The sequence below is a fragment of the Streptomyces sp. NPDC048560 genome, assembly GCF_040650955.1.
In the GTDB taxonomy this organism is placed as follows: Bacteria; Actinomycetota; Actinomycetes; order Streptomycetales; family Streptomycetaceae; genus Streptomyces.
In genome coordinates, this window is sequence record NZ_JBEZIJ010000001.1 from 339,915 (window position 1) to 360,122 (window position 20,208).

The following is a 20,208-nucleotide window of genomic DNA, read 5'->3' on the forward strand; positions in this document are numbered from 1 at the left end:
TTCAGGCTGCGTTCAGCATCGCCCCGGCAGTGTGGTCCGTGTCGAACCGGACAGCACTCGGGGAGGAACCCTCATGAAGCGCAACATCGCCATCGCCGCGGTCACCGCCGCCGTACTCGTCGGCGGCGGAGCGGTCGCCACCGCCGCCTTCGCGGACGACGACGACCGCGGCGGCACGGGCGCCGGCACGAAGTCCGGCAGCGGGAACGGGAGCGTCAGGGGGAGCACCGGCGACAAGGCCGGCACCGGCACCGTGATCAGCGTCGACGAGGCCACCGCCACCGCGCTCAGGGCCGTCCCCGGCACGGTCACGGGCGTCGAGCTGGACGACGAGGACGACGACGACCGTCTCGTCTGGGAACTCGACGTGTACGGCTCCGACAAGGTCTGGCACGACGTGACCGTGGACGCGTTCGCGGCGAAGGTGCTCAGCGACCGCGAGGACGACGACAACGACGACCGCGACCGGCAGGCTCCCCGGTCCGCCGCCGTCCCGTTGAACGCCGCGATCGACGCCGCACTCGCCGAGCGGCCGGGCACGGTGACGTCCGTCGAGCTCGACCGCTCCGACGACGACGACCGCCGGAGCGGCGCGCTGCGCTGGGACGTCGACATCGACGGCAAGGACGGCCGGGGCTACGAACTGGGCGTCGACGCCAGGAACGGGAAGGTCACGGTCGACCAGGACGACGACTCGGACGACCGGGATGACCGGGACGACCGGAGCGACGACCACGACGGCTGATCCGCCTCACGGTTCCGGAGCGGCCCGCACGCCGCCCCGGAACCGTTCAGCGGTTCACTCGCCGCCGGTCAGACCCGCCACCAGCTCGTCGGCCGCCGCGTACGGGTCGAGCCGGCCCGCCACGATGCGTTCGGCGAGCGTGTCCAGGCGGCGGTCGCCGTGCAGGTCGGCGATCCGCTCGCGCAGGGCCGTGACCGCGATCGTCTCGACCTCGTGGGCCGCGCGCCTGGTGCGCCGCGCGGTCAGCACCCCGTGCTCCTCCATCCAGGCCCGGTGCTTCTCCAGCGCCTCGACGACCTCGTCGATGCCCTCGCCCCGGGCCGCGACCGTCTTCACGATCGGCGGGCGCCAGTCGCCGGCCCCACGGGACTCCCCGAGGCCCAGCATGTGGTTCAGCTCGCGGGCGGTGGCGTCCGCGCCGTCCCGGTCGGCCTTGTTGACAACGTACACATCGCCGATCTCCAGGATTCCGGCCTTCGCCGCCTGGATGCCGTCGCCCATGCCGGGCGCCAGCAGGACGACGGAGGTGTCGGCCTGGGCCGCGATCTCCACCTCCGACTGACCGACGCCGACCGTCTCCACCAGGATCACGTCGCAGCCCGAGGCGTCCAGCACCCGGATGGCCTGCGGGGCCGACCAGGCGAGGCCGCCGAGATGGCCGCGGGTGGCCATGGAGCGGATGTAGACGCCCGGGTCGGACGCGTGGTCCGACATCCGGATCCGGTCGCCGAGGAGAGCGCCCCCGGAGAACGGCGAGGACGGGTCGACGGCGAGGACGCCGACCCGCTTCCCCGCCCGCCGGTACGCGGAGACCAGGGCGGACGTCGATGTCGACTTGCCGACACCCGGCGAGCCGGTCAGTCCCACGACGTAGGCGTTCCCCGCCAGGGGCGCGAGCGCCGCCATCACCTCGCGCAGTTGCGGCGAAGCCCCCTCCACCAGGGAGATCAGCCGGGCCACGGCCCTCGGCCTGCCCTCCCGCGCCTGCTCGACCAGGGTGGGGACGTCCACCATCACCGCTCCGTTCACTCGTAGGGCTCGCTGCTCGGGTACCTCTACTTGGGGACGCGGATGATCAGCGCGTCACCCTGACCGCCGCCGCCGCACAGCGCCGCCGCACCGGTGCCGCCGCCGCGGCGCTTCAGCTCCAGGGCGAGGTGCAGGACGACCCGGGCACCGGACATCCCGATGGGGTGGCCGAGCGCGATGGCGCCGCCGTTGACGTTGACCTTGTCGGACGTGACGCCGAGGTCCTTCATGGACTGGACGGCGACGGCCGCGAACGCCTCGTTGATCTCGATCAGGTCGAGGTCGCCGACCTCCAGGCCCTCCTTCTTCAGGGCGTGCCGGATGGCGCCGGAGGGCTGCGACTGGAGCGAGTTGTCCGGTCCCGCCACGTTGCCGTGGGCTCCGATCTCGGCGATCCAGTCCAGGCCCAGCTCCTCGGCCTTGGCCTTGCTCATGACGACGACGGCGGCGGCACCGTCGGAGATCTGCGAGGACGTGCCGGCGGTGATCGTGCCGTCCTTGGCGAAGGCCGGACGCAGCTTGCCGAGCGACTCGACGGTCGTCTCGGCGCGGATGCCCTCGTCCTTGGAGAACAGGACCGGGTCGCCCTTGCGCTGCGGGATCTCGACCGGGGTGATCTCGGCCTCGAAGATGCCGTTCTTCTGGGCGGCGGCGGCACGCTGGTGGGACAGGGCGCCGATCTCGTCCTGCTCCGCGCGCTTCAGACCCAGACGCGTGTTGTGCGTCTCCGTCGACTGACCCATCGGGATGTTCTCGTACGCGTCGGTCAGGCCGTCGTGCGCCATCGAGTCGAGCATCTCGATCGCACCGTACTTGTGGCCCTCGCGGGACTTCGGCAGCAGGTGCGGGGCGTTCGTCATGGACTCCTGGCCGCCGGCCACGACGACGTCGAACTCACCCGCGCGGATCAGCTGGTCGGCGAGCGCGATCGCGTCGAGCCCCGACAGGCACACCTTGTTGATCGTGAGCGCCGGCACGTTCATCGGGATGCCGGCCTTGACCGCGGCCTGGCGCGCCGGGATCTGCCCCGCCCCGGCCTGGAGGACCTGGCCCATGATCACGTACTCGACCTGGTCGCCGCCGATGCCGGCCCGGTCCAGCGCGGCCTTGATGGCGACGCCGCCGAGGTCGGCTCCCGAGAAGGACTTGAGGGAGCCGAGGAGGCGGCCCATGGGCGTCCGGGCGCCCGCGACGATCACAGAAGTGGTGGTACCGGTCGTTCCTGACATGGGCACGGCCCCTAGGGGTGAGAAGTGAACGAGGGTTTACACGAATGTACTGAGCGGTACCTCGCCCGTCATCCGGCAGCGGGTGTGATCGCGCGCACGTTGCGTAACCATCGACGGGGCGTTGCACTGGTTCCATGCTGACGCGAATCGACCACATCGGGATCGCCTGTTTCGACCTCGACAAGACCGTCGAGTTCTACCGCTCGACCTACGGGTTCGAAGTGTTCCACTCCGAGATCAACGAGGAGCAGGGCGTACGGGAGGCCATGCTCAAGATCAACGATACGTCCGACGGGGGTGCCTCGTACCTCCAGCTGCTGGAGCCGACCCGGGAGGACTCGGCCGTCGGTAAGTGGCTGGCCAAGAACGGCGAGGGCGTCCACCACATCGCCTTCGGTACGGCGGACGTGGACGGGGACGCCGCGGACATCCGCGAGAAGGGCGTACGGGTGCTGTACGACGAGCCCAGGACCGGCTCGATGGGGTCCCGGATCACGTTCCTGCACCCGAAGGACTGCCATGGTGTCCTCACCGAACTGGTCACGTCCCGGACGGAGCACTGACCCCCGGATACCCGGCCCGGTAGAGTGGGCGGTTCCGGGCCGGGGCCGGGCCGGGGCCGCGCCGCGTCCCTGCCGTTGATCTGTCACCATTCCCCGGGGGACCGTTCCTGACGAGCGGTGCTCGTTTGGAGAATCGCGACCAGGGGACGGATGGGACCGCGCAGTGCGGGGCTACGAACGCCAGGAGAGCCACCGAGCTGAAGACGACCATCTCTCTCGGTTCGAAGCCGAGATGGACCGGCTGAAAACCGACCGGGAGAAGGCCGTCCAGCACGCCGAGGACCTCGGTTACCAGGTCGAGGTCTTGCGCGCCAAGCTGCACGAGGCCCGGCGCAATCTCGCGAGCCGTCCCGCGTACGACACCGCGGATCTCGGCTACCAGGCCGAGCAGCTGCTTCGCAATGCCCAGATCCAGGCCGACCAGCTGCGCACCGACGCCGAGCGCGAGCTGCGTGACGCCCGGGCCCAGACGCAGCGGATCCTTCAGGAGCACGCGGAGCACCAGGCCCGTCTCCAGGCCGAGTTGCACGCCGAGGCCGTGCAACGGCGGCAGCGGCTCGACCAGGAGCTGGCGGAGCGCCGCCAGACCGTCGAGTCCCACGTCAACGAGAACGTCGCCTGGGCCGAACAGCTGCGCGCCCGCACCGAGTCGCAGGCCCGCCGGCTCCTGGAGGAGTCCCGCGCCGAGGCCGAGCAGTCGCTCGCCGCGGCCCGCGCCGAGGCCAACCGGCTCGCGGACGAGACGCGTCAACGGCTTGGTTCCGAGGCCGAGTCGGCCCGGTCCGAGGCCGAGGCGATCCTGCTGCGCGCCCGCCGGGACGCCGAGCGCCTGATCAACGCCGCGTCCGACCAGGCCCAGGAGGCCACCTCCCACGCCGAGCAACTGCGCAGCTCCACAACGGCGGAGACCCAGCAGACCCGGCAGCAGACCGCCGAGCTGAACCGGGCGGCCGAGCAGCGGATGCAGGAGGCCGAGACACAGCTTCGCGAGGCCCGCCTGGAGGCCGACAAGGTCGTCACGGAGGCGAAGGAGGCCGCGGCCAAGCGGCTGGCCGGCGCCGAGTCGCAGAACGAGCAGCGCACCCGTACGGCCAGGTCGGAGATCGCACGGCTGGTCGGCGAGGCGACGAAGGACGCCGAAGCGCTCAAGACGGAGGCCGAGCAGGCGCTCGCCGACGCCCGCGCCGAGGCGGACCGCCTCAAGTCCGAGGCGTCCGAGAGGGCCCGCACCGCCGCCGCCGAGGACGCCGCGGCCCAGCTCGCCAAGGCGGCCAGGACTGCCGAAGAGGTGCTGACCAAGGCGTCCGAGGACGCGAAGTCCACCACCAGGTCGGCGAGCGAGGAGGCCGACCGCATCCGCCGCGAGGCGGAGGCCGAGGCCGACCGGCTGCGCGGCGAGGCCGCCGAACAGGCGGACCAGCTCAAGGGCGCGGCCAAGGACGACACCAAGGAGTACCGGGCCAAGACGGTCGAGCTGCAGGAGGAGGCGCGCAGGCTGCGCGGCGAGGCCGAGCAGCTGCGTTCCGAAGCGGTCGCCGAGGGCGAGCGCATCCGCGGCGAGGCCCGCCGCGAGGCCGTCCAGCAGATCGAGGAAGGTGCCCGCACCGCCGAGGAGCTGCTGGCCAAGGCCAAGGCGGACGCCGACGAGCTGCGGACATCGGCGGGCGCCGAGAGCGACCGGGTCCGTACCGAGGCGACCGAGCGTTCCGCCGCGCTGCGCAAGCAGGCGGAGGAGACCCTGGAGCGCGCCCTCGCCGAGGCCGAGCGGCAGCGGACCGAGGCCGACGAGCAGGCCGAGGCCACCACGGCCGCCGCCGAGCGTGCGGCGGCGGAGCTCCGTGAGGACGCCGAGCGGGCGGCCGCCGCCCGGCGGACCGAGGCCGCCGACGAGCTCGCCCGGCTGCACACCGAGGCGGAGAAGCGGGTCGCCGCCGCCGAGGAAGCGCTCGGCGAAGCCCGTACCGAGGCGGAGCGCGTACGCCTCGAAGCGAACGAGGAGGCGGAGCGGCTGCGCGCGGAGGCCGCCGAGCGGCTCCGCACACTCCGGGAGCAGGCCGAGACGGAGGCCGAGCGGCTGCGCACCGAAGCCGCCGCCGACGCCGCGCGCTCCCGCGCCGAGGGCGAGTCCGTCGCCGTACGGCTGCGCACCGAGGCCGCCACCGAGGCCGAGCGCCTCAAGTCCGAGGCGCAGGAGAGCGCCGACCGGGTGCGGGCCGAGGCTGCGGCTGCCGCCGAGCGGGTCGCCGCGGAGGCCGCCGAGGCACTCGCCGCCGCACAGGAGGAGGCGAACCGGCGCCGTCGCGAGGCCGAGGAGACCCTCGGTGCCGCGCGCGCCGAGGCCGACCAGGAGCGCGAGCGGGCCCGTGAACAGAGCGAGGAACTCCTCGCCTCCGCCCGCAAGCGGGTCGAGGAGGCCCAGACCGAGGCCCAGCGCCTGGTCGAGGAGGCGGACCGCCGGGCGACCGAGATGGTCTCCGCCGCCGAGCAGACCGCACAGCAGGTACGGGACTCCGTCGCCGGTCTCCAGGAGCAGGCCGAGCAGGAGATCGCCGGACTGCGCTCCACCGCCGAACACGTCGCGGAGCGCACGAGGACCGAGGCGCAGGAGGAGGCCGACCGGGTCCGCTCCGACGCCTACGCCGAGCGGGAGCGTGCCACCGAGGACGCCAACCGCGTCCGTCGCGTCGCCAACGAGGAGACCGAGGCGGCCAAGTCGCTGGCCGAGCGCACGGTGTCCGAGGCGATCACCGAGTCCGAGCGGATGCGCGCGGACACCTCGGAGTACAGCCAGCGGGTCCGTACCGAAGCGGCCGACGCGCTCGCGTCGGCCGAGCAGGACGCCTCGCGCTCCCGTGCCGAGGCCCGCGACGACGCCAACCGCATCCGCGGTGAAGCGGCCGCGCAGGCCGACCGGCTCATCGGTGAGGCGACCAGCGAGAGCGAGCGGCTCCGCACCGAGACGACGGAGCAGGCGGAGCGCCTCGTCCGCGAGGCCACCGAGGAGGCCGAGCGGCTGCGCGCCGAGGCCGCCGAGCAGCACCACCAGCTCGTCGGCGACGCCACCGACGAGGCCGAACGACTGCGCGCGGAGGCGGCGGAGACCGTCGGTTCGGCGCAGGAGCACGCGGCACGCACGCGCGCCGAGGCGGAACGGGTCCGCGGCGAGGCGGAGTCGGCGGCCGAGCAGCTGCGTACCGAGGCCCGCCGGGAGGCCGACCGGATGCTCGACGAGGCGCGCGAGGCCGCGTCGAAGCGCCGTGCCGACGCCGCCGAGCAGGCCGACCAGCTCATCAACAAGGCCCAGGAGGAGGCGCTGCGCGCCGCCACCGAGGCCGAGGCGCAGGCGGACACGATGGTCGGCGCTGCCCGCACGGAGGCCCAGCGGATCACCTCCGAGGCCACGATCGAGGGCAACACCCTGGTGGAGCGGGCCCGTACGGACGCCGACGAGCTGCTGGTCGGCGCACGCCGCGACGCCACGGCCACCAGGGAACGGGCCGAGGAGCTCCGGAGCCGTCTGGAGAGCGAGATCGAGGAACTGCACGAGCGGGCCCGCCGTGAGACCGCCGAGCAGATGAAGACCGCCGGAGAGCGCGTCGACAAGCTGATGAAGGCCGCGACGGAGCAGCGCGACGAGGCCGCCGCGAAGGCCAAGGAGCTTCTCGCGGACGCGAGTTCGGAGGCCGGCAAGGTCCGGATCGCCGCCGTGAAGCGCGCCGAGTCCCTGCTCAAGGAGGCGGAGCTCAAGAAGGCCAGCCTGGTCCGCGAAGCCGAGAAGCTGCATGCCGAGGCGGAGGCCGAGGCGAAGCAGATGGTGGACGAGGGCCGTCGTGAGCTCGATGTGCTCGTGCGCAGGCGCCAGGACATCAATGGGGAGATTTCCCGTGTCCAGGACGTACTCGAAGCGTTGGAGTCTTTCGAGGCGCCGGCAGGTGGCGGGAAGGCGGCCAACGGGAGTACACCCGGGGGTGTCAAGGCCGGAGCCACGGCTTCCAACCGTTCGGGTGGCAAGTCGTCCGACGGCTAGCCGGTCAACCGCGTCACATGCTTCGGCATGAACATTCAACCCTTCGAGTGGCAAGCGCTCCGGAGGTCAGCCACTCAAAAGGGGTGTCATTCTCCAGATCAAAGCGGCATCTGCACGTTGACACGCCGCTCAGGCCCCTAGGATTCCCCCTATCACCTCACCGGTCTCATTCGACAGGAAACCCATGAGCGACCCTTCCTCCCCCTTCGGCTTCGAGCTCGTGCGACGTGGTTACGACCGCGGTCAGGTGGACGACCGCATTACCAAGCTCGTCGCAGACCGTGATAGTGCTCTGGCACGAATCACCTCTCTGGAAAAGCGCATCGAGGAGCTCCACCTCGAAACGCAGAACGCTCAGGCCCAGGTCAACGACGCCGAGCCGTCGTACGCCGGTCTTGGCGCGCGCGTCGAGAAGATCCTCCGCCTCGCCGAGGAGGAGGCGAAGGACCTGCGCGAGGAGGCCCGTCGCGCCGCCGAGCAGCACCGTGAGCTGGCCGAGTCGGCAGCCCAGCAGGTGCGCAACGACGCGGAGTCGTTCGCGTCCGAGCGCAAGGCGAAGGCCGAGGACGAGGGCGTTCGCATCGTCGAGAAGGCCAAGGGCGAGGCGAACACGCTGCGCACCGAGGCGCAGAAGGACGCTCAGCAGAAGCGCGAGGAGGCCGACGCCCTCTTCGAGGAGACCCGCGCCAAGGCCGCCCAGGCCGCCGCGGACTTCGAGACGAACCTGGCGAAGCGCCGCGAGCAGTCGGAGCGCGACCTCGCGTCCCGCCAGGCGAAGGCGGAGAAGCGTCTCGCCGAGATCGAGCACCGCGCCGAGCAGCTCCGCCTGGAGGCCGAGAAGCTCCGCACGGACGCCGAGCGCAGGGCGCGTCAGACGGTGGAGACGGCGCAGCGCCAGGCCGAGGACATCGTGGCCGACGCGAACGCCAAGGCCGACCGCATCCGCAGCGAATCGGAGCGCGAGCTCGCGGCGCTGACCAACCGCCGCGACTCGATCAACGCCCAGCTCACCAACGTCCGCGAGATGCTGGCGACGCTGACGGGTGCCGCGGTCGCCGCCGCCGGCTCCCCGGTGGACGACGAGCCCGCCACCCGTGGTGTCCCGGCTCAGCAGACCCGCTGAGCCCGAGTACCACAGCTGTACCACCCGGCACGGTCACGCGCGCCCGGTTCCGCCCTTGTGGTGGCGCCGGGCGCGCGGCCGTTCTAGCGTGAGCGCATGATCGAGCTTGAGGGTCTCACCAAGCGATTCGGCGACAAGGTCGCCGTCGACCATCTGTCGTGTCAGGTCAGACCGGGAATGGTGACGGGTTTCCTCGGCCCCAACGGCGCGGGCAAGTCGACCACGATGCGGATGATGCTCGATCTCGACAACCCCACCAGCGGAACCGTCCGCATCGACGGGAAGCACTACCGCGAGCTGGACGAGCCCCTCAAGTACATCGGGGCGCTGCTCGACGCCAAGTCGATGCACGGCGGCCGCAGCGCGTACAACAATCTGCTCTGTCTCGCCCAGAGCAACCGCATCCCCACCAGCCGGGTGCCCGAGGTCCTGGACATGGTCGGGCTCGGCGCGGTGGCGAGGAAGAAGTCGAAGGGGTTTTCCCTCGGCATGGGGCAGCGGCTGGGAATCGCTTCGGCGCTTCTCGGTGATCCGGAGATCCTGATGTTCGACGAACCCGTCAACGGTCTGGACCCCGAGGGAATTCACTGGATCAGAAATCTGATGAAGGCCCTCGCGGCAGAAGGCCGGACGATCTTCGTCTCGTCCCATCTGATGAGCGAAATGGCGCTGACAGCCGATCATCTGATCGTCATCGGCCAGGGCAGACTGCTCGCCGACACCTCGATGGCGGATTTCATCCACGACAACTCCCGCAGTTATGTACGGCTGCGTTCCCCGCAGCAGGAGCGGCTGCGGGACGTGCTGCACGGAGAGGGCATCGTCGCCGTCGAGTCGGGCAACGGCACGCTGGAGATCGACGGCGCCACCACGGAGGCGCTCGGTGAGCTCGCCGCCCGGCATCAGCTCGTCCTGCACGAACTGAGTTCCCAGCGGGCCTCGCTGGAAGAGGCGTTCATGCAGATGACGGCGGGTTCCGTGGAGTATCACGCGCACTCGGAGCGCGACGCCGTGACTCCGCCTCCCACGGGTCCCCACTGGGGCGACGAGCCGGACCGGTCCGCCGGCGGCGTCTTCGATCACGGCAAGGGAGCATGACCACGATGGCATCGGTACCCGCGGTCCTGACCTCCGAGTGGACCAAGATCCGTACGGTCTCCTCGACCACCTGGACGCTGATCTCCGCGTTCGCCGTCACCGTCGCCATGAGCGCGGCGCTCTGCGCGCTGATGAACGCCCAGTTCGACGAGCTCTCCGACGCGGAGCGTGCCACCTTCGATCCGACCTTCGTCAGCTTCTCCGGGATGATCCTCGGTCAGCTCGCGATGGTGGTCTTCGGCGTCCTGGTGGTGGGTACGGAGTACAGCTCCGGCATGATCCGTACGTCACTGGCGGCGGTGCCCCAGCGCGCCACGTTCCTCTTCAGCAAGATCGCGGTGGCGGGCATGCTCGCCCTCGCCGTCGGCCTCGCGACCAGCTTCATCTCGTTCTTCCTCGGCCAGGCCCTGCTCGGCGAACACCGCACCGACCTCGGCGCGGACCACGTGCTGCGCGCCGTCTTCGGCGGCGGCATCTACATGGGTCTGATCGCGATCTTCTCGATGGGCGTGGCCACGATGCTGCGCAGCTCGATGCTCTCGCTGGGCATCCTGATGCCGTTCTTCTTCCTCGTCTCCCAGATCCTGTCGGCCGTCCCGGGCGCCAAGAACGTGGCCCGCTACTTCCCCGACCAGGCCGGGTCGAAGATCATGCAGGTGGTACCCGACGCGATGAACAGCGACCCCGCCCCGTACGGACCCTGGGGCGGCCTCGGGATCCTGCTGGCATGGGTGGTGGCCGTACTGATCGGCGGATACGCCGTACTGAAGAAACGCGACGCGTGACAACTTGGCTGGAACCGTCAAGGCGCGGTTATCCTCCTAACTCTTACGGGGGCGTGCGGCCGGGTGGCCTGGGCCCCGACGACAGATAAGTCGATGGGGCTGGAGAATGATCGAGGCAGTCGGCCTGACCAAGCGCTACGGCGCCAAGACGGCCGTGCACAACCTTTCCTTCAAGGTGCGGCCGGGGGCCGTCACCGGGTTCCTCGGTCCCAACGGGTCCGGCAAGTCCACCACCATGCGCATGATGCTCGGCCTGGACAATCCGACCGCGGGCCATGTGACGATCGGCGGCCACGCCTTCCGCAGCCTGCCGAACGCGCCGCGCCAGGTGGGTGCCCTGCTCGACGCCAAGGCCGTGCACGGCGGGCGCAGCGCCAGGAACCACCTCCTCTCGCTGGCGCAGCTCTCCGGTATCCCGGCCGCCCGGGTCGACGAGGTCCTCGGCGTCGTCGGTCTCCAGGACGTGGCGCGCAAGCGTTCCAAGGGCTTCTCCCTCGGCATGGGCCAGCGGCTCGGGATCGCGGCGGCCATGCTCGGTGATCCGCAGGTGCTGCTCTTCGACGAGCCGGTCAACGGTCTCGACCCGGAGGGCATCCTCTGGGTCCGTAATCTCATGAAGATGCTGGCCTCGGAGGGGCGGACGGTCTTCGTCTCCAGCCATCTGATGAGCGAGATGGCGCTGACCGCCGATCACCTCATCGTGATCGGGCGCGGCCAGCTGATGGCCGACATGAGCGTCACGGACTTCATCTCGGCCAACTCGGCCGACTTCGCCCGCGTCCGGGTCCCTTCGGACGGTCCGGAGCAGCGCGAGAAGCTCACCACCTCGCTCACGGAGGCCGGCGGCCAGGTCATGTCGGAGCCGGACGGGGCCCTGCGCGTCACGGGTCTCCAGCTGTCCCGGATCAGCGACCTGGCGCACGGCGCGGACGTACGGCTGTGGGAGCTCTCGCCGCACCAGGCGTCGCTCGAGGAGGCGTACATGCGGATGACGCAGGGCGCCGTGGACTACCGCTCGACCGTGGACGCCAAGGCCGCGCTCCAGCAGCAGCCTCCCGTCGGCTACGGACAGCAGCCCGGTTACGCGCAGCCGCTCCAGCAGCCCGAGATGCCGCAGCAGGGCTGGTACGCCCCGCCGCCGCCCGGACAGAACCCGTACGCGTCCGCGCCTCCCGCGCCGGCGCCCGTGACGGCTCCGGCGCCCGCGCAGGCTGCGGCCCCGGTGGCACCAGCTCCGGCCGCGCCTCCCGCCGCCCCCGCAGACACGACCGAGCGCGAGACCAGCGAGGACTCCCGATGACGACGCCGGCGCCCCAGGCCCCGTACCAGCCCCCTCAGCAGGCCCAGGTGCCGCAGGACCGGCAGGGCGCTCCCGGGGGCTTCTACAACTCGCCGATCCCGGTACGCCGTGCGAGCCTCGGCGACGCGATCGCCTCCGAGTGGACGAAGATCCGCTCCGTACGCTCCACGATGTGGACCCTCGGCGTGATGATCGTGCTGCTGCTCGGCATCGGGCTGCTGTCCGCGGTCGCCGTCAGCGCCTCGGACGCCGATCTGGGAAGCACCCCGGTCCTCAGCCTCGGCTTCTTCGGTGTGCTGCTCGGCTCGATCTGCGTGATCACGCTCGGCGTGCTGACCATCGCGTCGGAGTACGGGACCGGCATGATCCGTACGACGCTGACGGCCTGCCCCAGCCGCGCCCGGGTACTGACCGCGAAGGCGATCGTCTTCTTCCTGCTGTCCTTCGTGATCACCACGGTGATGACGACGATCGTCGGCGTCCTGCAGACGGCGATGCTGGACGGTGTGGAGCCCTCGGGCGACGACTGGCTGCGCTCCACGGTGGGCGTGGCTCTCTACATCGCGACGCTCGGACTGCTCTCGCTCGCGCTCGGCGCGCTGATCCGGCACTCGGCGGGCGCGATCACCATCATGATCGCCCTGGTGCTGCTGCCGCTGGTCCTGGCGATGTTCATGTTCTCGGAGACACTGGCCGACCTTCAGCAGGCGCTCTTCGAGTACTCGATCCCCAACCAGCTCGGCGCGTTCTACGACGCCTCGGTCACCACGTCGGGGCCGTCCGGCTGGGAGCCGCTGTGGATCATCCTGGGCGTGACCGCCGTCGCCATGGCGGCCGCGTACTTCACGCTGGACCGTCGCGACGTCTGAGGCCTGCCCCACGCTCAGTAGCGCGGAGCGTTCCTGGACCGCTGCACCCGGGTGGTGCGGCGGTCCTTCGCGTTCCAGCACGCCTTGTGCCAGTGCCTGCGGTCGTCGATGCCGCCGAACTCCGGCCAGGCGACCAGGTGCGGGACTCCGGACGGGATCTCCTGGTCGCAGCCGGGGCAGCGGTACCGTTTCCCCCCGGCGCTCGCACCGCTCACCGGCCGCACAGACCACTCCTCGCCCTGCCAGCTCTCGGTGGCTCCGCCTCCGCCCCACCGCTGCCCCTCCGAGAAGGGACTGCTGGTGGGGCTCTCGCCGCCTCGGGGGCGGTTGCGGCGCGGAGACACGTGACACCTCATGGGGCAGATCGGGCGGTTTCCCGTCCAGCGTAGGCCCATCGGCCCCGGGCAAACGGTCTGTACGGCCCGAGACGGGGCCGTGCCGAGGGCGAGTTAGCGGAAAATCGCAACAACTTCACTCCGGACCGTGCCTTTGGCACGTGTCAGACGTTGTTGCCTATAGGGGAGAACCGCGTCGGCCGCAAGGAGGTAACAGGCGATGCGCGTCGGAACGTTCGTACTGGCAGCTCAGTTTCCGGGCCAGGGGCAGGGCGAAGCGCTGCACCGGGCCGTCCGGTCCGCGGAGGTCGCGGAGGAATCCGGACTCGATTCGGTCTGGCTGGCAGAACACCATTTCGTGCCGTACGGGGTCTGCCCGTCCGCGGTCACACTGGCCGCGCTGCTGCTCGGCCGCACCCGCAGAATCCGGGTCGGTACGGCGGTGAGTGTGCTGCCGAACCAGCACCCCGTCGCCCTCGCCGAGCAGGCCGCGCTGCTGCACATCACCAGCGGGGGCCGGTTCTCGCTCGGGGTGGGACGGGGCGGGCCCTGGGTGGACCTGGAGGTGTTCGGCGGAGGCCTCGCGGCATACGAGAGGGACTTCCCCGAATCGCTCGGGCTGCTGCTCGACTGGCTGCGCGAGCCACGGGTGGCGGGCACCGGTGAGCGGTTCGAGTTCCGTGAGGTGGCGGTCGTGCCGCGCTCCGACGAACTGCTGGCCGAAGGCCCCGGCGGCCCGGAGGTGATCGTGGCGTGCACCTCGCCGAAGAGCGTCCGGCTCGCGGCCTCGAAGGCGCTGCCGATGCTGCTGGGTATGCACTGCGGGGACGAGGAGAAGGCGGAGATGGTCGCGCTGTGGCGCACGGCCGCCAGGGATGCGGGTCACCCGCCGGACGTCGTGGAGGGCATCGGACATGTGTCCGCAGGAGTCGCCCAGATCGCGGACAGGCCGGCCGACGCGGTGGAGACGCTCGTGAAGGCGATGCCGGGTTGGCTGAAACAGGGGCTGGACGCCCATGTCACGGTCGACGGCAGGCATCGGGTGATGCGCGACCCCGTCGCCTACACGGAACTGCTCTGCGACATGCATCCGGTGGGCCCGCCCCGCCTCGCGGCCGACCGCCTCGCGGCGACCGCGGAGCGGACCGGCATCACCCGCTTCGCCCTCCTGGTGGAAGGCTCGGGCGATCTCGCCGCGACCGAGGAGAACGTGCACCGCCTGGGCACGGAAGTGCTTCCGCTGCTGACGTGACGCGTTCGTTCCGGTGCTCCGGGCGGTGCCGGTAGTGCTCGTGGTGCTCAGCGCGCTGGTGGTGCTCATGGTTCCGGGTGCTCATCGTGCCGGTGGTACGGGAGCTGCCGCCCCGAGCCTGTCGCACTTCCCGCGGCCCGGAGCGGCAGCAGAAGCGTTCAGCAGTCCCGTAGTTCGGGCGACTGGTTGAGCAACTGGCCCCTCACCGAGGTGAATCGGGCCAGGCGCTCGTCGACCGAGGCGTCCAGCGGGAAAACCGCCAGACGGTGGCAGTTCTGGAATGCCAGACGCACCCCGAAATGCCGCTGAAGTGCGCCACGTATCGCATCACTCGCGAGCGCTCGCAGCAGCTGACCACGTGCCTGCTCGTCCGGCGGCGGCGTCTGGTTGTCGGCGAACTGTCCGCCGTCGACCTTCAGCTGGGCCACCAGAGAGCTGATCATCTCCCATGCGTAGGGCAGGGAGGTCCGGACGCAGTCGACGAAGTCGGCTTCGTCGACCTCGCCTCGCTCGGCCTGTTCCAACAGCGCCGGTGAGACGTCGAGCGACATGGGTTCTCCTCTCGCGACCCCGGCGGTGCGCCGGGGCCTTACGGGCAGGGAAGGAGGACGGCGACGCAGCGTACACAGACGGCGACCTCCTGCTTACACGGTAAGCGCGCAGTCCGGGCCGCACCAGGAGATTGGGAACACAACCGGCCAATAACGAAGGCTCTCAAAGAGGGGCAAGCCCGATGGGCCGGGTCGCCTGCGCACGGGAGAGGTCTGCGGGAATCGCGTGGAGCACCTGTCGTCGAGTAGCGTTGCCGACCATGCGTCTCGTCATCGCCCGTTGCTCCGTCGACTACGCGGGCCGGCTCACCGCCCACCTGCCCTCCGCCCCCCGTCTGATCCTGGTGAAGGCGGACGGCAGTGTGTCGATCCACGCCGACGACCGGGCGTACAAACCGCTCAACTGGATGTCCCCGCCGTGCTCCCTGAAGGAGGGCGCCGACGGCGACGAGGGCGTCTGGACGGTGGTGAACAAAGCGGGCGAGAAACTGATCATCACGATGGAGGAAATCCTCCACGACTCCTCGCACGAACTGGGTGTCGACCCCGGCCTGATCAAGGACGGCGTGGAAGCGCACCTGCAGGAGCTGCTGGCCGACCGGATCGAGATCCTCGGCGAGGGCCACACGCTCATCCGCCGCGAGTACCCCACCGCCATCGGCCCCGTGGACATCCTGTGCCGCGACGCGGACGGCGCGACGGTGGCCGTCGAGCTGAAGCGGCGCGGCGACATCGACGGCGTGGAGCAGCTGACCCGTTATCTGGAGCTGCTGAACCGCGATCCCCATCTCGCACCGGTGAAGGGCATCTTCGCGGCGCAGGAGATCAAGCCGCAGGCGCGGGTGCTGGCGACGGACCGCGGCATCGGCTGTGTGGTCCTGGACTACAACGCGATGCGGGGCATCGAGGACGACAAGCTGCGGCTGTTCTGACCTTCGCCACCCACGACGTACGACGCCGGCCGGACTCGGATGCGAGCCCGGCCGGCGTTCTGCGTGGTGGGCGTTCTACGCCGTAGGTGACTGGACGCTGTCCGAGGCCGACGGCGTGTCCTGGGAGGGGCCGGTCACCGCGAGGGAGGTCTCCGGCGCGGAGGGCGGAGGTTCCTCCGTGGTCGGCGGGTCCGTCGGCTCGGTCGGCGTGTCCGTCGGCGGCGTGGTCGGCGGCGTGGTGGGCGGCTTCGTCGTCGGCGGCTTGGTCGGCGGCTTCGTCGTCGGACCTGTGGTCGGCGCCCCCGTGGAGGGGCGTCCGGTCGGGCTCGTGCTCGTCGGGTCGTCCGTCGTGCGCGTGGCCCCGGGGTCCGAGGGTCCCGTGGACGGCGTCGTGCCCGCGGACGGGGTGGCGTGGCCGGACGGGCCCGGGGACGGTGTGCCCTCGCCCGGTGTGCCGCTCTTCTCGGGCGCGCCCGAGGCCGGCTCGTCCTCGGGGAACTCGTCGTCGAAGCCGTCCTCGTCGGCGGACTGCTCCGTGGTCACGTTCCGGCTGTCCGGCTCCTCGCCGCCCGACGTCGTACCGAGCGCCACGACCGTACCGAGCAGGGCGACCAGCAACGCTCCCGCGCTCGCCCCGACCAGGTTGCGCCGGGCGCCGCGCAGGAAAGCGGGGCCGCGGCCCGCCGGGGTGTCCGGGCGGGAGATCACGGCCGTCCCGTCGGGGACGGGCAGCCGGGGGAAGAGCGGCAGGGCCGCCGCCACTCCCGGGGGCGTGAGGACCGCATCCTCGTGGCGCGCGGGCGAAGGCTCCTCGCCCGCCGGTGGACGGATGCCCGGCACCTGCCCGCCGGAGCGGTCCGAGACCAGGGCGAGCGCCCTGCGCCCGGCAACGGCGCCCGACTTGTCGGCGAGAGCGCCGCGCATACCGATCGACGCCTCCAGTTCGGCCCTGGCGCGCTCCAGATGGCCGGTGCAGAGTGCGAGGACGCCCAACTCGTGGTGGAAGTAGGCCTCCTCCGCCACCTCGCCGGCGATCCTCGCGCCCTCCTGGCCCATCCTGAGGACCTTCTCCCAGGCTCCCCACTGCATTCCGGCGGCGAAGGCCGGGGAGGCGCTACGGGCCAGCAGGACGGCGACGCTCGCCTGTCCGGCCAGGCCGCCCGGCACCAGCTGCGCCAGCGAGGCGAGTACGGCGTCGGACTCGGCGACCGCCCGCTCGCAGGTGACCGAGGGGTGCCCGGCCCACCAGGCGTAGTGCTGTGCGGCGGTCTTGGCCCGGTCGGCGGCGCCCTCGCCGTATCCGCCGGCTTCGAGCTGGGCGACGACGCCCGCCGCGAGCCGGTAGCGGGGGCCGGCCGGGGAGAGCAGTCCGCATCCGAAGAGTTCGCCGAGTGCGGCGTCGGCGTGGGTGTCCCCCACGAGCGCCGGCAGGTGCGCCTGGTGCGGCACCTCGCCGCCGAGCGCGACGGCGAAGCGCAGCGTCTCGCGCGCGGCCTCGCTGAGCCGGGAGGCGAGCAGCACGGCGGGGGCGGCTCCCTCCCCCAGGCTGGGCAGCGGCGCGTCCTCGGCCGCCGCGGGCACGGAAGGGGCGAAGGGCGTGTCGGAGCCGTACGCGTCGAAGGCTTCGGGATCGCGCAGGTCGTCACGGTGGCGCAGCAGGGCGCCGGCCTGGACGAAGCGCAGGGGCAGCCCCTCCGACTCGAACCAGAGGTCACCCGCCCAGTTCGCCTCGTCGTCGGTGAGCGCGCGCTCGACGACCTTCTCCAGCAGTTCGATGGAGGCACTGCGGCTCAGCCCGGTGACGGAGAGCTCTTCCAGGTGCGCGTCGGGGCCGGGCGCGGCGACATCGGGTGTCGCGGCGAGGACGAACGCGCACTCAGGCGTGGCATCGAGCAGTTCGTCGAGCCCGGCGCCGCCGAACTCCAGATCGTCGAGGATCACTACAGCGCCGATGCCCCGGACCAGTCCGAGGAGCTCTTCGCGACCGGGACGGTGCGACGGAGCGCGGTAGACGGCTTCGAAGAGTGCGTACTGAAGGTCCGTGGTGGTGCGCTTGTGGCCGCTGAGCCGTACGACGCCGTCGGGCGCCAGGTCCGCGCAGTCGGTGGCGACGGCGTCCAGCAGGGCCGTGCGCCCCGATCCGGAGGGCCCTGTGACGCGTACCGACCGTCCGCGCGCCAGCAGCCGTACCAGCCGGTCACGGAGCTCCTGGCGTTCCAGGAGCGGCAGTTGCGGGCCGGGCGGTCCCGGCGGGACGGACGGGGCCGCGGCGCGTTCACGGTCCGCGCGCTCGGTCGCGGTGTGCCGTACGGGCGCCTCGGGCTGCCGGCCGGGCGGGCAGGGTTCGACCTCGCTGCCGTCGACCGGATTGATCGTGAGGAGCAGGTCGCCCGATATGAGCTGGACCGTGCGGGCCTGCTGCGGCGCGTGGAGCCCGAACTCGGGCGTCAGCGGTTCACGGGACTGCCGCGCAGGCATACCGTCCCCTTCGAAGCCGTCGTGGTCGCGGCCGTACTCCTCGGGTCCCCGGTTGTTCGGGTCCATCGCTAAGCCCCCCAGATGCGTCGCACGCGGTTGCCCTGACCCGGCCTCGCACGCCCCGCTGTCGCAACTGGTCCGGTGTCCGCCCATGGGTCCGTCTGTCGGCAGACGGCCGAACCCTAAACCTTCGCACAGTATCTACGAACCGCCGGGGTGCCGCGCCGCCCGGGACGTCACGGTCTCGTGAGGATTGTGCGTGCGACGACGTCGGCCCGCCGGAGACGGAACCTCAGACGCGCGGCAGTGACTCCGCGGCGATTCCGCCCTCGATGGCCAGGATGCGGTGCAGTCTGGTGGCGACGAGCAGGCGCTGCATCTGTGGTGGTACGCCGCGCAGAACGAGCCGCCGGCCGGCGCGCCCGGCCCGGCGGTGGGCACCCATGATGACGCCGAGTCCGGTGGCGTCCCAGGAGTCCAGCTCGGTCAGGTTCAGCACGAGATCGCCGACGCCGTCGTCGACGGCCGAGTGCAGGACCGTACGGGCGTCCGCCGCGCTTCGGACGTCGAGGCGGCCCCCGACGACCAGCTCGGCGTGGTCGCCCCTGATGTGCATATGCGCTCCCCGGGATTACTCCGTAGCAAGGTCCGTCTGTCTGTTCTGTCTCTGCCACAACTGACTGCCGCAGCGACAAGGAAGTTGCCGTCTGTAAGCGAACCGATACCGAATTCACTCGGTGGAGTGACATCGGACCGCCCGCCGCTGACCGACTCCCGGGAATCCGGACCGCTCCGGCTCACGGGGCCCCGGGCCTGATCGACGGCGGATCGGGCGGCCCGGGGCATGATCGCTCTCAGTAGGTGTAGAAGCCCTGCCCGCTCTTGCGGCCGATGTCACCTGCATCGACCATCCGGCGCATCAGCTCCGGGGCGGCGAACTTCTCGTCCTGCGACTCCGTGTAGATGTTGCCGGTCGCGTGCAGCAGGATGTCGACGCCGGTGAGGTCGGCCGTGGCGAGGGGACCCATGGCGTGGCCGAAGCCCAGCTTGCAGGCGGTGTCGATGTCCTCGGCCGACGCGACGCCCGACTCGTACAGCTTGGCGGCCTCGACGACCAGCGCCGAGATGAGGCGCGTGGTGACGAAGCCCGCGACGTCACGGTTGACGACGATGCACGTCTTTCCGACCGACTCGGCGAACTCCCGTGCCGTGGCGAGGGCTTCGTCGCTCGTCTTGTAGCCGCGCACCAGCTCGCAGAGCTGCATCATCGGGACCGGCGAGAAGAAGTGCACACCGACGACCCGCTCGGGCCGCTCCGTCACGGCAGCGATCTTGGTGATCGGGATGGCGGAGGTGTTGGAGGCGAGCACGGTGTCCTCGCGCACGATCTTGTCGAGCGCGCGGAAGATCTCGTGCTTGACCTCCAGCTTCTCGAAGACGGCCTCGACGACGACGTCCACGTCGCCGACGGCGTCGAGGTCGGTGCTCGTGGTGATGCGGGCGAGGGCGGCCTCCGCGTCGGCCGCGTCCAGCTTGCCCTTGGAGACGAACCGGTCGTACGACGCCTTGATGCCGTCCAGGCCGCGGGCCAGTGCCGCGTCGGTGACGTCGCGCAGGACGACGTCCCAGCCCGCCTGGGCGGAGACCTGCGCGATCCCGGACCCCATGAGTCCGGCCCCGATGACGGCGAGCTTCCTGGCCACGTTTGCACCCCTTTGGATAACGGTTGTTCACACGCTCTCCGGCGGAGATTAGTACCCGTGAGGGGCCCTGGGGAGGCGAAGAGATGCGCGTCACGTCTCAAATGACGGACATCACACCGGGACGCCTCATCCGGTGGCGCGCCACGTGCAGTTGGCCACCTCGGTCGCCGCCGGGACGCGTACGTGCCC

At 71.1% G+C, this 20,208-nt stretch carries 17 protein-coding genes; 10 read left to right on the top strand and 7 right to left on the bottom strand.

Annotated features, from left to right (window positions below):
• The first annotated feature begins 73 nt into the window (after window positions 1-73).
• Window positions 74-745, top strand: coding sequence for a PepSY domain-containing protein (locus tag AB0C82_RS01430; RefSeq protein WP_362835119.1), 672 nt, complete (start codon window positions 74-76; stop codon window positions 743-745).
• A gap of 54 nt (window positions 746-799) precedes the next feature.
• Here AB0C82_RS01430 and meaB read toward each other — a convergent pair whose 3' ends face one another.
• Both meaB and AB0C82_RS01440 read right to left on the bottom strand, forming a co-directional pair.
• Window positions 800-1,759: a methylmalonyl Co-A mutase-associated GTPase MeaB gene (gene meaB / locus AB0C82_RS01435; RefSeq protein ID WP_362835121.1), complete on the bottom strand. Its 960-nt coding sequence runs from the start codon at window positions 1,757-1,759 to the stop codon at window positions 800-802.
• Window positions 1,760-1,800: 41 nt separating this feature from the next.
• Entirely contained in the window at window positions 1,801-3,003 is a 1,203-nt protein-coding gene (locus AB0C82_RS01440; protein ID WP_362835123.1) for an acetyl-CoA C-acetyltransferase, read from the bottom strand.
• 134 nt (window positions 3,004-3,137) lie between these two features.
• On the opposite strand from AB0C82_RS01440, the gene mce reads away from it, so the two are divergent.
• From mce to AB0C82_RS01475, 7 genes are all read left to right on the top strand, one after another.
• Window positions 3,138-3,566 carry a methylmalonyl-CoA epimerase gene (gene mce / locus AB0C82_RS01445; RefSeq protein ID WP_328905931.1) on the top strand — a complete coding sequence of 143 codons (429 nt, stop codon included), beginning with the start codon at window positions 3,138-3,140 and terminating at the stop codon, window positions 3,564-3,566.
• 163 nt (window positions 3,567-3,729) lie between these two features.
• Window positions 3,730-7,593, top strand: coding sequence for a polarized growth protein Scy (scy, locus tag AB0C82_RS01450; protein ID WP_362835125.1), 3,864 nt, complete (start codon window positions 3,730-3,732; stop codon window positions 7,591-7,593).
• A 184-nt stretch (window positions 7,594-7,777) separates the two neighbouring features.
• Window positions 7,778-8,716, top strand: coding sequence for a cellulose-binding protein (locus AB0C82_RS01455; RefSeq protein ID WP_362835127.1), 939 nt, complete (start codon window positions 7,778-7,780; stop codon window positions 8,714-8,716).
• 96 nt (window positions 8,717-8,812) lie between these two features.
• The gene (locus AB0C82_RS01460) at window positions 8,813-9,814 is read left to right on the top strand and encodes an ATP-binding cassette domain-containing protein (RefSeq protein ID WP_362835129.1); all 1,002 of its coding nucleotides are present in this window, start codon (window positions 8,813-8,815) and stop codon (window positions 9,812-9,814) included.
• A 5-nt stretch (window positions 9,815-9,819) separates the two neighbouring features.
• Window positions 9,820-10,599: an ABC transporter permease subunit gene (locus AB0C82_RS01465; protein ID WP_362835131.1), complete on the top strand. Its 780-nt coding sequence runs from the start codon at window positions 9,820-9,822 to the stop codon at window positions 10,597-10,599.
• A 106-nt stretch (window positions 10,600-10,705) separates the two neighbouring features.
• Window positions 10,706-11,899 (top strand): ABC transporter ATP-binding protein, encoded by a 1,194-nt coding sequence (locus AB0C82_RS01470; protein WP_362835133.1) that lies wholly within the window; start codon window positions 10,706-10,708, stop codon window positions 11,897-11,899.
• Window positions 11,896-12,768, top strand: a complete 873-nt coding sequence (locus AB0C82_RS01475; RefSeq protein WP_362835135.1) for an ABC transporter permease subunit — start codon at window positions 11,896-11,898, stop codon at window positions 12,766-12,768. Before AB0C82_RS01470 ends, AB0C82_RS01475 begins: the two co-directional genes overlap by 4 nt.
• 14 nt (window positions 12,769-12,782) lie before the next feature.
• On the opposite strand, the gene AB0C82_RS01480 is transcribed toward AB0C82_RS01475, so the two are convergent.
• Window positions 12,783-13,112: an ATP/GTP-binding protein gene (locus AB0C82_RS01480; RefSeq protein ID WP_362835137.1), complete on the bottom strand. Its 330-nt coding sequence runs from the start codon at window positions 13,110-13,112 to the stop codon at window positions 12,783-12,785.
• 211 nt (window positions 13,113-13,323) lie between these two features.
• On the opposite strand from AB0C82_RS01480, the gene AB0C82_RS01485 reads away from it, so the two are divergent.
• Window positions 13,324-14,355 (top strand): LLM class flavin-dependent oxidoreductase, encoded by a 1,032-nt coding sequence (locus tag AB0C82_RS01485; protein ID WP_362835139.1) that lies wholly within the window; start codon window positions 13,324-13,326, stop codon window positions 14,353-14,355.
• A gap of 158 nt (window positions 14,356-14,513) precedes the next feature.
• Here AB0C82_RS01485 and AB0C82_RS01490 read toward each other — a convergent pair whose 3' ends face one another.
• Window positions 14,514-14,906, bottom strand: a complete 393-nt coding sequence (locus AB0C82_RS01490) for an SCO5389 family protein (protein ID WP_205022376.1) — start codon at window positions 14,904-14,906, stop codon at window positions 14,514-14,516.
• Between the two features lie 260 nt (window positions 14,907-15,166).
• Between AB0C82_RS01490 and nucS the strand changes: the two genes are divergently transcribed.
• Window positions 15,167-15,838, top strand: a complete 672-nt coding sequence (nucS, locus tag AB0C82_RS01495; protein WP_362835141.1) for an endonuclease NucS — start codon at window positions 15,167-15,169, stop codon at window positions 15,836-15,838.
• 75 nt (window positions 15,839-15,913) lie between these two features.
• Here the strand turns inward: nucS and AB0C82_RS01500 are convergent, their stop codons facing one another.
• The 3 genes from AB0C82_RS01500 to AB0C82_RS01510 all read right to left on the bottom strand — a co-directional run bounded on the left by AB0C82_RS01500 (window position 15,914) and on the right by AB0C82_RS01510 (window position 20,019).
• Window positions 15,914-18,382, bottom strand: a complete 2,469-nt coding sequence (locus AB0C82_RS01500) for an ATP-binding protein (RefSeq protein ID WP_362835143.1) — start codon at window positions 18,380-18,382, stop codon at window positions 15,914-15,916.
• Between the two features lie 226 nt (window positions 18,383-18,608).
• Window positions 18,609-18,932, bottom strand: coding sequence for an STAS domain-containing protein (locus tag AB0C82_RS01505; protein WP_185298421.1), 324 nt, complete (start codon window positions 18,930-18,932; stop codon window positions 18,609-18,611).
• 238 nt (window positions 18,933-19,170) lie between these two features.
• Window positions 19,171-20,019, bottom strand: coding sequence for a 3-hydroxyacyl-CoA dehydrogenase family protein (locus AB0C82_RS01510; RefSeq protein WP_362835145.1), 849 nt, complete (start codon window positions 20,017-20,019; stop codon window positions 19,171-19,173).
• Window positions 20,020-20,208: the final 189 nt, after the last annotated feature.